The sequence below is a fragment of the Corynebacterium sp. BD556 genome (assembly GCF_038452275.1).
In the GTDB taxonomy this organism is placed as follows: domain Bacteria; phylum Actinomycetota; class Actinomycetes; order Mycobacteriales; family Mycobacteriaceae; genus Corynebacterium; species Corynebacterium mayonis.
Map to the genome: position 1 here is coordinate 1,539,590 of NZ_CP141643.1, position 14,662 is coordinate 1,554,251.

4 protein-coding genes and 1 pseudogene are annotated in these 14,662 nt (G+C 53.6%); 2 read left to right on the plus strand and 3 right to left on the minus strand.

The window, feature by feature from the left end:
* Positions 1-145: 145 nt before the first annotated feature.
* The 3 genes from VLL26_RS07290 to VLL26_RS07300 all read right to left on the minus strand — a co-directional run bounded on the left by VLL26_RS07290 (position 146) and on the right by VLL26_RS07300 (position 12,183).
* A complete protein-coding gene (locus VLL26_RS07290; RefSeq protein ID WP_342318458.1) occupies positions 146-6,823 on the minus strand; it encodes a YPDG domain-containing protein in 6,678 nt (2,225 codons plus the stop codon).
* 451 nt (positions 6,824-7,274) lie between these two features.
* On the minus strand, positions 7,275-7,553 hold the full coding sequence (locus VLL26_RS07295; protein ID WP_342318459.1) for a hypothetical protein: 279 nt from the start codon (positions 7,551-7,553) through the stop codon (positions 7,275-7,277).
* Positions 7,554-7,842: 289 nt separating this feature from the next.
* Positions 7,843-12,183, minus strand: coding sequence for a YPDG domain-containing protein (locus VLL26_RS07300; RefSeq protein WP_342318460.1), 4,341 nt, complete (start codon positions 12,181-12,183; stop codon positions 7,843-7,845).
* A gap of 635 nt (positions 12,184-12,818) precedes the next feature.
* On the opposite strand from VLL26_RS07300, the gene VLL26_RS07305 reads away from it, so the two are divergent.
* Positions 12,819-13,103, plus strand: coding sequence for a transposase (locus VLL26_RS07305; RefSeq protein ID WP_342318170.1), 285 nt, complete (start codon positions 12,819-12,821; stop codon positions 13,101-13,103).
* An 11-nt stretch (positions 13,104-13,114) separates the two neighbouring features.
* A pseudogene (locus VLL26_RS07310) lies at positions 13,115-13,957 on the plus strand (IS3 family transposase); the annotation flags it as partial.
* Positions 13,958-14,662: the final 705 nt, after the last annotated feature.

Here is a 14,662-nt window from a genome sequence, read left to right on the forward strand (position 1 = left end):
CTGTTACAACGATTCCCCACAACCGCGCTCAGCACGCAAAAAACGCTTAGACCCCACCTTCCTATCGAAGGCGAGGTCTAAGCGCTTTAGGTTGAAAAGCTACTGCCTTTCAACACTGGCTCCTCATTCCAACCGGAATCAGTCCCTAGGAAGATCCCAACGAAGAAGAACCACCGTTGGTATTACCCTCACCAGACCCCAAGTTGTTCTCAGAGGAAATCTCATCAATCCCCTCCTGCGAAGAACCACCAATCACATCCAAGGACGATCCAGCCTGCTGATTATTATCCGAAGAACCAAGACCACCCGGAGTACACGCATCCGCGATAACGAGGCCAACAAGCACCACAGCACTGATCGCCGCGAGGCTACCAATCGCCTGCGAAAGGTTCAGACCAAACTTACGCAACTCCATGTCGATCTGCTCAGCCTGCGCAGCAAGAGCCGGATCAAACAGACCCAAACGCTGCTGAATCATCGCGTTGAAATCCGCAAGCTGCGAGTTGATCTGATCCGTGATCGGGGCCAGACCCGGAATCTGCATCTCCGAAGCAATCGCAAGCGGAATCAAGCCCAGCAACGGAAGACCAAAACCAAGGCTCGTAGCGATACAACGTCCAAGCTGATCCTCATCCAAGCTAGAGCCCTTAGTCGGCTCAACGATCGTCACGGTAACCGTGTCAATGACCTTATCGTCATTGTCCCTGACCACAATGACAATCTTGTCGCCCGGCCGAGCGTCCTGTGACGGAGTGACAACCAAGCTGCCATTGCCGTCAAGCACAGCCGTACCCGGACCAGTGGTCACAGTAGTCGTTCCTTCCGGAACCTTACCGCCCACGTTCGGAATCGTCACCGGCCGATCCGGAGTAGTAAAGGTGTCATTCCAATCTGGTCTCTGCGAAGAGTCAACGATCGTCACGGTAACCGTGTCAATGACCTTATCGTCATTGTCCCTAACCACAATGACAATCTTGTCGCCCGGCTTAGCACCCTGTGACGGAGTGACAACCAAGCTGCCATTGCCGTCAAGCACAGCCGTACCCGGACCAGTGGTCACAACAGTCGTTCCTTCCGGAACCTTACCGCCCACGTTCGGAATCGTCACCGGCTGATCCGGAGTAGTGGAAGTGTCATTCCAATTCGGGTCCTGCGCAGGTGCAACGATCGTCACCGTAACCGTGTCGATGATCTTATCGTCATTGCCCCTAACCACAATGACAATCTTGTCGCCCGGCTTAGCAGCCCCCGACGGAGTGACAACCAAGCTGCCATTGCCGTCAAGCACAGCCGTACCCGGACCAGTGGCCACAACAGTCGTTCCTTCCGGAACCTTACCGCCCACGTTCGGAATCGTCACCGGCCGATCCGGAGTAGTGGAAGTGTCATTCCAATCCGGAGCCTGCGCAGGCTCAACGATCGTCACGGTAACCGTGTCAATGACCTTATCGTCATTGTCCCTAACCACAATGACAATCTTGTCGCCCGGCTTAGCACCCTCAGACGGAGTGACAACCAAGCTGCCATTGCCGTCAAGCACAGCCGTACCCGGACCAGTGGTCACAGTAGTCGTTCCTTCCGGAACCTTACCGCCCACGTTCGGAATCGTCACCGGCCGATCCGGAGTAGTGGAAGTGTCATTCCAATCCGGAGCCTGCGCAGGTGCAACGATCGTCACGGTAACCGTGTCGAGCTCCCTGCCGTTCTTGTTGTTAACCACAATGACAATCTTGTCGCCCGGCTTAGCAGCCCCCGACGGAGTGACAACCAAGCTGCCATCTCCCTCTAGGCGTGCACTGCCCGGACCAGTGGTCGCAACAGTCGAGCCTTCCGGAACCTTAGCGCCCACGTTCGGAAGCGTCACCGGCCGATCCGGAGTAGTGGAAGTGTCCTCCCAATTCGGCTTGCCAGGAACACTATCCGGATCCTTCGGGTTCGAACCCGCATCGATTTCTTCGCCGTCCGGGTAGCCATCATTGTCATCGTCCGGATCCGTGACATCAGGGTCACCATCACCATCAGTATCCAACTGGAACGGCGCATCAGTGTTATCCACCGAATTATCCGAATACGTCACCACAACCGGAACATCGAACTGCTCAATGGTGTCCTTATCCAAAGACTGCGGAGCCATCACCGTGATCACACCGGTGTTCTCATCAATCTCAACGGAATAACCCGCCGGCTTGACATAGCCTTCCTTGATGGCGTACTTCGCACCTTCAGGCGCTGCAACATCATTACCGGCCTTGTTCTTAAACTTCGGCGCCGAGGTTGCAGGCGTACCCGGAACAACAAGCGTCAAATCATACGTCGGGTCGTAGTACGCAGACTGGTCCGGATCCTTCGGGTTCGTACCCGCATCAATCTCGTCCCCATCCGGAACACCATCATTGTCATCATCCGGATCCGTGACATCCGGGTCACCATCACCATCAGTATCCAACTGGAACGGCGCATCAGTGTTATCCACCGAATTATCCGAATACGTCACCACAACCGGAACATCGAACTGCTCAATGGTGTCCTTATCCAAAGACTGCGGAGCCATCACCGTGATCACACCGGTGTTCTCATCAATCTCAACGGAATAACCCGCCGGCTTGACATAGCCTTCCTTGATGGCGTACTTCGCACCTTCAGGCGCTGCAACATCATTACCGGCCTTGTTCTTAAACTTCGGCGCCGAGGTTGCAGGCTTACCCGGAACAACAAGCGTCAAATCATACGTCGGGTCGTAGTACGCAGACTGGTCCGGATCCTTCGGGTTCGTACCCGCATCAATCTCGTCCCCATCCGGAACACCATCATTGTCATCATCCGGATCCGTGACATCCGGGTCACCATCACCATCAGTATCCAACTGGAACGGCGCATCAGTGTTATCCACCGAATTATCCGAATACGTCACCACAACCGGAACATCGAACTGCTCAATGGTGTCCTTATCCAAAGACTGCGGAGCCATCACCGTGATCACACCGGTGTTCTCATCAATCTCAACGGAATAACCCGCCGGCTTGACATAGCCTTCCTTGATGGCGTACTTCGCACCTTCAGGCGCTGCAACATCATTACCGGCCTTGTTCTTAAACTTCGGCGCCGAGGTTGCAGGCTTACCCGGAACAACAAGCGTCAAATCATACGTCGGATCGTAGTACGCAGACTGGTCCGGAACCTTCGGGTTCGTACCCGCATCAATCTCGTCCCCATCCGGAACACCATCATTGTCATCATCCGGATCCGTGACATCCGGGTCACCATCACCATCAGTATCCAACTGGAACGGCGCATCAGTGTTATCCACCGAATTATCCGAATACGTCACCACAACCGGAACATCGAACTGCTCAATGGTGTCCTTATCCAAAGACTGCGGAGCCATCACCGTGATCACACCGGTGTTCTCATCAATCTCAACGGAATAACCCGCCGGCTTGACATAGCCTTCCTTGATGGCGTACTTCGCACCTTCAGGCGCTGCAACATCATTACCGGCCTTGTTCTTAAACTTCGGCGCCGAGGTTGCAGGCTTACCCGGAACAACAAGCGTCAAATCATACGTCGGATCGTAGTACGCAGACTGGTCCGGAACCTTCGGGTTCGTACCCGCATCAATCTCGTCCCCATCCGGAACACCATCATTGTCATCATCCGGATCCGTGACATCCGGGTCACCATCACCATCAGTATCCAACTGGAACGGCGCATCAGTGTTATCCACCGAATTATCCGAATACGTCACCACAACCGGAACATCGAACTGCTCAATGGTGTCCTTATCCAAAGACTCCGGAGCCATCACCGTGATCACACCGGTGTTCTCATCAATCTCAACGGAATAACCCGCCGGCTTGACATAGCCTTCCTTGATGGCGTACTTCGCACCTTCAGGCGCTGCAACATCATTACCGGCCTTGTTCTTAAACTTCGGCGCCGAGGTTGCAGGCTTACCCGGAACAACAAGCGTCAAATCATACGTCGGATCGTAGTACGCAGACTGGTCCGGATCCTTCGGGTTCGTACCCGCATCAATCTCGTCCCCATCCGGAACACCATCATTGTCATCATCCGGATCCGTGACATCAGGGTCACCATCACCATCAGTATCCAACTGGAACGGTGCATCAGTGTTATCCACCGAATTATCCGAATACGTCACCACAACCGGAACATCGAACTGCTCAATGGTGTCCTTATCCAAAGACTGCGGAGCCATCACCGTGATCACACCGGTGTTCTCATCAATCTCAACGGAATAACCCGCCGGCTTGACATAGCCTTGCTTGATGGCGTACTTCGCACCTTCAGGCGCTGCAACATCATTACCGGCCTTGTTCTTAAACTTCGGCGCCGAGGTTGCAGGCTTACCCGGAACAACAAGCGTCAAATCATACGTCGGATCGTAGTACGCAGACTGGTCCGGATCCTTCGGGTTCGTACCCGCATCAATCTCGTCCCCATCCGGAACACCATCATTGTCATCATCCGGATCCGTGACATCCGGGTCACCATCACCATCAGTATCCAACTGGAACGGCGCATCAGTGTTATCCACCGAATTATCCGAATACGTCACCACAACCGGAACATCGAACTGCTCAATGGTGTCCTTATCCAAAGACTGCGGAGCCATCACCGTGATCACACCGGTGTTCTCATCAATCTCAACGGAATAACCCGCCGGCTTGACATAGCCTTCCTTGATGGCGTACTTCGCACCTTGAGGCGCTGCAACATCTTTACCGGCCTTGTTCTTAAACTTCGGCGCCGAGGTTGCAGGCTTACCCGGAACAACAAGCGTCAAATCATACGTCGGGTCGTAGTACGCAGACTGGTCCGGATCCTTCGGGTTCGTACCCGCATCAATCTCGTCCCCATCCGGAACACCATCATTGTCATCATCCGGATCCGTGACATCTGGGTCATCATCACCATCAGTATCCAACTGGAACGGCGCATCAGTGTTATCCACCGAATTATCCGGATACGTCACCACAACCGGAACATCGAACTGCTCAATGGTGTCCTTATCCAAAGACTCCGGAGCCATCACCGTGATCACACCGGTGTTCTCATCAATCTCAACGGAATAACCCGCCGGCTTGACATAGTCTTGCTTGATGGCGTACTTCGTCCCCGCAGGCGGAACGATGTCATTGCCAACAGCATCCTCGCCGTAATTCGGCGCCGAGGTTGCAGGCGTACCCGGAACAACGCGCGTCAAATCATACTTCGGGTCGAAAGTTTTGTTCATCGGCTCATTCGCCACGATAAGCGAATCCGCCGCCAAGGGGGCATCCCCGTAGTACAACGTGGCGCGAATAATCTCACCAGGCTGAGCATTATTCGGAATCGTCAAGGTGCATTCATTCGCCTGGGCGAGAGTGGTGATGTTTTCACACACCTTCAGCTCAGCACCCGCAGAGTTCGTCCACACAATACGGTTAGTAGCCTCACCTGCAGACGGCGGCAAAATACCCGTGACATCAATAAGCGCGGTCTGCCCAGGTTGAGCCGGACGATCAGTGGTATTGAAGTTCGTAATCCGCAAATCAACATCCGCGTACGGAATGATAGCGAAGTTCAGGTTGTACCACATCGGGTTGGCAACAAGGTTTGCCGCCGGAACAGTCTGCGGCGTAACCCCCAACTTATCGTTCGGCCGGACATACAACTGCTCAATAAACGGCGAGTACGTCTTGACAATCCTTCCTTCAGGATCGCGCACGAAACCGAACATGTAGCTCTTGGTCTCATTCGTGAAGGTTGCCTCATTGAAGCGAACAGCGTAGTAGCCATCCCCAGTAGTCTCGGTCGAAACTGTCTCAGCGATATACTCTGGATGATCAGTCAGCAGTTCGCGAGCAGCCGCTTGCTGGTTCGGAATGGGCAAGGATTCCACCCTTGCCGCATACTCCGCAATACCCTGCGGCGTCAGATACGAAAGAACAACCTCGTAGTTCGGAGCTGCAGCATCCCTTCCGGTCTTGCTAGGCCCATCAATGCGAATATCGCGGGTATCCAACCACACAAAACCTGAAGTCGTCCCCTTCGCATTCAGGTTCACCGCAACATTAGACAAATTCCGAGTCTCAGTATCATACTTCCACTCCGATTCCGGCTTGTGCATGTAGCTAGAAACATTAGCCGGCGTCATGAAAACAGCAGTCCGCTGCATATTCTTAATACCGGAACCACCCTTGGTCGCACCGAGCAAAGACCTAGACTCAGCATAAGAACCAGGGAAGAAACCCGGCGCCTGACGGAAAGGCTCAAGACGCACACCGTTGACAGGATCATCATAAGGATCAACCCAGATACGGAAATGCTGATCAGACTTCGCCTCGTAGATGTGCTCCCTGCCGAAGTTATCCGTCCACGGCGCCCGCAGATCAAACGCGTACGCACCAGGACCAGCCTGGCTAGTGGCAACACTCGACAAAGCGTTGGAAGTCTTCGCCGTATACAGCGGAGACACAGCACCATCCGAGTCAATCCACCGCAAGTAGACCGTCGTTCCTTCCGGAACCGGATCAGTCCACGTGGTATTCGACGTGTTCATGTCGGTGGAATCAAGAACATACGCGCGACCGGACAGCACATGCTGCTTGACCTGCATGTGACTTTCGCTAGCAACGTAACCGCTAGCGATTGCATCAGCATCGATAGTATTTTGTGCCGATGTCTGCGCTTGCGCAGCACCAACAAACCCAGCCTTGACCGGCGAGACAGTGGCCACGGCAGGGGCCACAAGAGCAAGCGACAACGCCGCTGCGGCGATTGTCGTACCCCGCCGAACTCCATTCTTTCGAGAATGCATCGAGGATCTCCTCATTTAAGAGACGAATATTTCAAGAACGAAGTACACAAGTCCTCAGATTTGCCTACGGAATCAAAAACATCCGCCCGCAAGTCACACAACAACCTACATTCAGCAGGAAAATTGCATACTGGATTGATTACTTCCGTAAACAAACTTAAATTAGAACCCAGTGATTGGCAAGCAAAGTGTCATTTTTTTGATAGGCGGGTCGGCTGATTCTTCAATAATTCCACGCAGCGCACAGTTACCAGGCAGGTATTTTTCATAAGTCATCGCGACACGTTAGTTGTGGATGCATTTTTTGATCAATTTCACAGAATGGTGCCATTATTTGAAGTTTCAGGCGTAATCCCATTCCCTCTATGCAGCTTTTGACCACGAAGAATCAAGTCTTTTTGGCTTTAAAGCCGGCCGAGGCCCCGACTTGTTAAGGCAATGGAGAAGTTGCTCAGGCAGCCTCAAGACCATCTTCAGTGACAACACCTACGAGCGTCGCCCCCAACTCACCAGCCCTGCGCGCCACATAAGTCTCACGCTGCTCGGAATCCGCCAAAACAAGCAAGCCAACACCCAAAGCGCTCGCCACGTCAGCATCGTAAGAAAGATCCCCCGTTCCCACAACAAGAGTTGCTGCGTCAAGCGCAATACCGAAATCATAAGCTGTGAATTTCGAGGATCTCAGCCGAGTCGATAATGGACGCCTGACATTACCAATGTCCGCTCCCATAAAGCGACGTTTGAATAGGCCACGTGGTACAACGATTCATCGCTTCACCATAGTCCGGACTACCGTAAACCGACTGAAGCCGAGAAAACCCTTTGGCCGGTAGCCCTGACCACAAGACCATGAAAACCGCGTCAATCGGCGAAAACAATACTTGAAGCAGTTAACACAGCTTTTTGCGCGTTAAAAGCGCTTAGACCCCACCTTCCTATCGAAGGCGAGGTCTAAGCGCTTTAGGTTGAAAAGCTACTGCCTTTCAACACTGGCTCCTCATTCCAACCGGAATCAGTCCCTAGGAAGATCCCAACGAGGAAGAACCACCGTTGGTATTACCCTCACCAGACCCCAAGTTGTTCTCAGAGGAAATCTTATCAATCCCCTCCTGCGAAGAACCACCAATCACATCCAAGGACGATCCAGCCTGCTGATTATTATCCGAAGAACCAAGACCACCCGGAGTACACGCATCCGCGATAACGAGGCCTGCAAGCACCACGGCACTGATCGCCGCGAGGCTACCAATCGCCTGCGAAAGGTTCAGACCAAACTTACGCAACTCGTTGTCGATCTGCTCAGCCTGCGCAGCAAGAGCCGGATCAAACAGACCCAAACGCTGCTGAATCATCGCGTTGAAATCCGCAAGCTGCGAGTTGATCTGATCCGTGATCGGGGCCAGACCCGGAATCTGCATCTCCGAAGCAATCGCAAGCGGAATCAAGCCCAGCAACGGAAGACCAAAACCAAGGCTCGTAGCGATACAACGGCCAAGCTGATCCTCATCCAAGCTAGAGCCCTTAGTCGGCTCAACGATCGTCACGGTAACCGTGTCAATGACCTTATCGTCATTGTCCCTGACCACAATGACAATCTTGTCGCCCGGCTTAGCACCCTGTGACGGAGTGACAACCAAGCTGCCATTGCCGTCAAGCACAGCCGTACCCGGACCAGTGGTCACAACAGTCGTTCCTTCCGGAACCTTACCGCCCACGTTCGGAATCGTCACCGGCTGATCCGGAGTAGTGGAAGTGTCATTCCAATTCGGGTCCTGCGCAGGTGCAACGATCGTCACCGTAACCGTGTCGATGATCTTATCGTCATTGCCCCTAACCACAATGACAATCTTGTCGCCCGGCTTAGCAGCCCCCGACGGAGTGACAACCAAGCTGCCATTGCCGTCAAGCACAGCCGTACCCGGACCAGTGGCCACAACAGTCGTTCCTTCCGGAACCTTACCGCCCACGTTCGGAATCGTCACCGGCCGATCCGGAGTAGTGGAAGTGTCATTCCAATCCGGAGCCTGCGCAGGCTCAACGATCGTCACGGTAACCGTGTCAATGACCTTATCGTCATTGTCCCTAACCACAATGACAATCTTGTCGCCCGGCTTAGCACCCTGTGACGGAGTGACAACCAAGCTGCCATTGCCGTCAAGCACAGCCGTACCCGGACCAGTGGTCACAGTAGTCGTTCCTTCCGGAACCTTACCGCCCACGTTCGGAATCGTCACCGGCCGATCCGGAGTAGTGGAAGTGTCATTCCAATCCGGAGCCTGCGCAGGTGCAACGATCGTCACGGTAACCGTGTCGAGCTCCCTGCCGTTCTTGTTGTTAACCACAATGACAATCTTGTCGCCCGGCTTAGCAGCCCCCGACGGAGTGACAACCAAGCTGCCATCTCCCTCTAGGCGTGCACTGCCCGGACCAGTGGTCGCAACAGTCGAGCCTTCCGGAACCTTAGCGCCCACGTTCGGAAGCGTCACCGGCCGATCCGGGGTAGTGGAAGTGTCCTCCCAATTCGGCTTGCCAGGAACACTATCCGGATCCTTCGGGTTCGAACCCGCATCGATTTCTTCGCCGTCCGGGTAGCCATCATTGTCATCGTCCGGATCCGTGACATCAGGGTCACCATCACCATCAGTATCCAACTGGAACGGTGCATCAGTGTTATCCACCGAATTATCCGAATACGTCACCACAACCGGAACATCGAACTGCTCAATGGTGTCCTTATCCAAAGACTGCGGAGCCATCACCGTGATCACACCGGTGTTCTCATCAATCTCAACGGAATAACCCGCCGGCTTGACATAGCCTTGCTTGATGGCGTACTTCGCACCTTGAGGCGCTGCAACATCTTTACCGGCCTTGTTCTTAAACTTCGGCGCCGAGGTTGCAGGCTTACCCGGAACAACAAGCGTCAAATCATACGTCGGGTCGTAGTACGCAGACTGGTCCGGATCCTTCGGGTTCGTACCCGCATCAATCTCGTCCCCATCCGGAACACCATCATTGTCATCATCCGGATCCGTGACATCAGGGTCACCATCACCATCAGTATCCAACTGGAACGGTGCATCAGTGTTATCCACCGAATTATCCGAATACGTCACCACAACCGGAACATCGAACTGCTCAATGGTGTCCTTATCCAAAGACTGCGGAGCCATCACCGTGATCACACCGGTGTTCTCATCAATCTCAACGGAATAACCCGCCGGCTTGACATAGCCTTCCTTGATGGCGTACTTCGCACCTTCAGGCGCTGCAACATCTTTACCGGCCTTGTTCTTAAACTTCGGCGCCGAGGTTGCAGGCGTACCCGGAACAACAAGCGTCAAATCATACGTCGGGTCGTAGTACGCAGACTGGTCCGGATCCTTCGGGTTCGTACCCGCATCAATCTCGTCCCCATCCGGAACACCATCATTGTCATCATCCGGATCCGTGACATCTGGGTCATCATCACCATCAGTATCCAACTGGAACGGCGCATCAGTGTTATCCACCGAATTATCCGGATACGTCACCACAACCGGAACATCGAACTGCTCAATGGTGTCCTTATCCAAAGACTCCGGAGCCATCACCGTGATCACACCGGTGTCCTCATCAATCTCAACGGAATAACCCGCCGGCTTGACATAGTCTTGCTTGATGGCGTACTTCGTCCCCGCAGGCGGAACGATGTCATTGCCAACAGCATCCTTGCCGTAATTCGGCGCCGAGGTTGCAGGCCTACCCGGAACAACGCGCGTCAAATCATACTTCGGGTCGAAAGTTTTGTTCATCGGCTCATTCGCCACGATAAGCGAATCCGCCGCCAAGGGGGCATCCCCGTAGTACAACGTGGCGCGAATAATCTCACCAGGCTGAGCATTATTCGGAATCGTCAAGGTGCATTCATTCGCCTGGGCGAGAGTGGTGATGTTTTCACACACCTTCAGCTCAGCACCCGCAGAGTTCGTCCACACAATACGGTTAGTAGCCTCACCTGCAGACGTCGGCAAAATACCCGTGACATCAATAAGCGCGGTCTGCCCAGGGTGAGCCGGACGATCAGTGGTATTGAAGTTCGTAATCCGCAAATCAACATCCGCGTACGGAATGATAGCGAAGTTCAGGTTGTACCACATCGGGTTGGCAACAAGGTTTGCCGCCGGAACAGTCTGCGGCGTAACCCCCAACTTATCGTTCGGCCGGACATACAACTGCTCAATAAACGGCGAGTACGTCTTGACAATCTTTCCTTCAGGATCGCGCACGAAACCGAACATGTAGCTCTTGGTCTCATTCGTGAAGGTTGCCTCATTGAAGCGAACAGCGTAGTAGCCATCCCCCGTGGTCTTAGTCGAAACTGTCTCAGCGATATACTCCGGATGATCAGTCAACAGTTCGCGAGCAGCCGCTTGCTGGTTCGGAATGGGCAAGGATTCCACCCTTGCCGCATACTCCGCAATACCCTGCGGCGTCAGATACGAAAGAACAACCTCGTAGTTCGGAGCTGCAGCATCCCTTCCGGTCTTGCTAGGCCCATCAATGCGAATATCGCGGGTATCCAACCACACAAAACCTGAAGTCGTCCCCTTCGCATTCAGGTTCACCGCAATATTAGACAGATTCCGAGTGTCAGTATCATACTTCCACTCCGATTCCGGCTTGTGCATGTAGCTAGAAACATTAGCCGGCGTCATGAAAACAGCAGTCCGCTGCATATTCTTAATAGCAGGACCACCCTTGGTCGCACCGAGCAAAGACCTAGACTCAGCATAAGAACCAGGGAAGAAACCCGGCGCCTGACGGAAAGGCTCAAGACGCACACCGTTGACAGGATCATCATAAGGATCAATCCAGATACGGAAATTCTGATCAGACTTCGCCTCGTAGATGTGCTGCCTGCCGAAGTTATCCGTCCACGGCGCCCGCAGATCAAACGCGTACGCACCAGGACCAGCCTGGCTAGTGGCAACACTCGACAAAGCGTTGGAAGTCTTCGCCTTATACAGCGGAGACACAGCACCATCAGAGTCAATCCACCGCAAGTAAACCGTCGTTCCTTCCGGAACCGGATCAGTCCACGTGGTATTCGACGTGTTCATGTCGGTGGAATCAAGAACATACGCGCGACCGGACAGCACATGCTGCTTGATCTGCATGTTGCTCGCGCTAGAAACGTAACCGTTAGCGATTGCATCAGCATCAATAGCATCTTGAGCCGATGTCTGCGCTTGCGCAGCACCAACAAACCCAGCCTTGACCGGCGAGACAGTGGCCACGGCAGGGGCCACAAGAGCAAGCGACAACGCCGCTGCGGCGATTGTCGTACCCCGCCGAACTCCATTCTTTCGAGAATGCATCGAGGATCTCCTCATTTAAGAGACGAATATTTCAAGAACGAAGTACACAAGTCCGCAGAATTGCCCACGGAATCAAAAACATCCGCCCGCAAGTCACACAACAACCTACATACAGCAGGAAAATTGCATACCGGATTGATAACTTCCGAACCTGAACTTAAGTTAGAACCCAGCAAATAGCAACTAAAATGTAATTTTCTTATATAAGCCAACAACCCAATCCCGTGATATACACAGCAAACACGCATCCCCCACACGGGCACCGAGATGACCCGGGTTTGTTGCGGTTGAGGAAATGAGAGAGTCTGGAACGCACCTTAGCAATTTGCGAAGAATGCGAAGGAATAGGTGGTCCGACTTGATAAGGTCCGCGACTTGGCGGAAGGTCATTTCCACACAGCAAGTGTGCAAGATTGCGGTGTCGAAACTTGGAGCTTTGCAACACACTGCCCGGCAATGGGGCCGGCAGCTCGACAGGAAGAACGCTACATTGAACGGATATTACGAAACTGAGCAACGGAAAAATACCAAGCTGCGTCGTGAACATCAATGAGTTTGGACTGGGCTGCGTTTTTCGGGCCACTTGACTTGAGTGTCTTTCAGGATTGCCCCGCTGTGGGGTAGGAAGATGGTCAATGATGAAGAAGTTTAAGAAACACACCCCGGAACAGATTGTGGTCAAGCTCGAGAAAGCTACCAAGCTCAAGGCGGAAGGTAAGACCAACGCCGATGTGGCTCGTCAGCTACAGATCAGTGAGGCAACTCTTGCTCGGTGGTCGAAGACGTACGGGCAGATGGACCGAACTCAAGCCAGGGAGCTTAAAGCGCTGCGTGATGAAAACGCCAAGCTCAAGAAGTTGTTGGGCGAAGCCGAGTTGGAGAAGGCTGCGCTCAAGGAGTTGGCTGAGGGAAACTTCTAAACCCCACGAGGCGCTATGACGCTGTCGGTCACCTCATCGAGGCGATGGGTCTATCCCAGCGTCGGGCGTGCCTGATTGTGGGGGTTTCTCGAAGCTCATTTCAACGGTCCCAGCAGTTAGCTAAGAATCCGGCGACGACTGATAAATACGCCGACCTGCGGCTCTGGCTTAACGCCTGGTCGGCTAGCTTTCCCCGGTGGGGCTATCGGAGGGCCTGGGTTAAAGCCCGTGACGAAGGCTTTGACGTCGGCCGTGATGCTGTTCGCCGCTTATGGCGCCAAGAAGGACTAAGGGTAATGCCACGAAAGAAGGCAAAACCGAAGAACCTCAACGATCCGACCCCGCGAGTCGAGCCAGCGACATGCCCGGATGATGTGTGGGCTCTGGATTTCCAGTTTGACTCCGACTACTACGGACACGCCTTCAAGGTCTGCAACGTTATTGATGAGTTCACCCGTGAACATATTGGGTTTATCGTTGACTGCCGCATCGATGCCTCAACGGTCACTGAATTGCTCGATGTCATCACCCTGACCCGTGGTAGGCGGCCTCGGGTGCTGCGGATGGATAACGGGCCTGAATTCATCAGTGCCGCGTTGGAAAAGTGGGCGAAGGAAGAAGACACGATTCGGTCGTTCATTCCGCCTGGACAGCCGTGGCATAACGGGTTTGTGGAATCCCTTCACAATCGGATGCGCGATGAACTTTTCGAACAGGAATGCTTCCTCGACGTTGCCCACGCGCGTCACTGTGTGGGCCTATGGTCGGACCGGTACAATACGTACCATCCTCACTCGGCGCTAGGATTCATCGCCCCAGAGGAATACAAGAAACAATGGTTACAAGCCGCTTAAGTCACCTGGCCCTAAAAACCAGACCACTCCAAGTTGGCGAAGGCTGCGCCGGCGTTTCTGCACCAAAGCTTAACGCCCAACGCCGGATACAATCTAGTTCACCGATAAGTATTGGAGTCGTTTCACTGTCAAGTTCAACTGCAAGGCATCAAACACCCACCGCATTGGCAGTTTCATCACTTCCCGTTGAATCCGTCCCTGAAACGCCCGCGGCTTAGAAGCACGCAGCCGTCGCAACGCTGCTTCAGTGGCGCGCATCACCGAAGGCCACGAAGCAATCTTCGGTACCTACGAAATCTGCAGAAAGTGGCTCACTCTGGGCCGCAAGGGAATCAACATCAGTTGTAAGCACACCACACGCCCCGATGCACTTTGCTGGAAAAGCAGCAAAAAGCCGGTCACCTGTGACAACTTACAGGCCAAAAGGGGCCGAATACTCACCCAGATTTCATAAGCTGTGAATTTCGAGGATCTCAGCCGAGTCGATAATGGACGCCTGACATTACCAATGTCCGCTCCCATAAAGCGACGTTTGAATAGGCCACGTGGTACAACGATTCATCGCTTCACCATAGTCCGGACTACCGTAAACCGACTGAAGCCGAGAAAACCCTTTGGCCGGTAGCCCTGACCACAAGACCATGAAAACCGCGTCAATCGGCGAAAACAATACTTGAAGCAGTTAACACAGCTTTTTGCGCGTTA

What these genes read in the sequence shown, in the direction of transcription:
- VLL26_RS07290 (WP_342318458.1), bottom strand. Translation starts at nt 6,823, where the DNA reads ATGCATTCTCGAAAGAATGGAGTTCGGCGGGGTACGACAATCGCCGCA.
- VLL26_RS07295 (WP_342318459.1), bottom strand. Translation starts at nt 7,553, where the DNA reads ATGGGAGCGGACATTGGTAATGTCAGGCGTCCATTATCGACTCGGCTG.
- VLL26_RS07300 (WP_342318460.1), bottom strand. Translation starts at nt 12,183, where the DNA reads ATGCATTCTCGAAAGAATGGAGTTCGGCGGGGTACGACAATCGCCGCA.
- VLL26_RS07305 (WP_342318170.1), top strand. Translation starts at nt 12,819, where the DNA reads ATGATGAAGAAGTTTAAGAAACACACCCCGGAACAGATTGTGGTCAAG.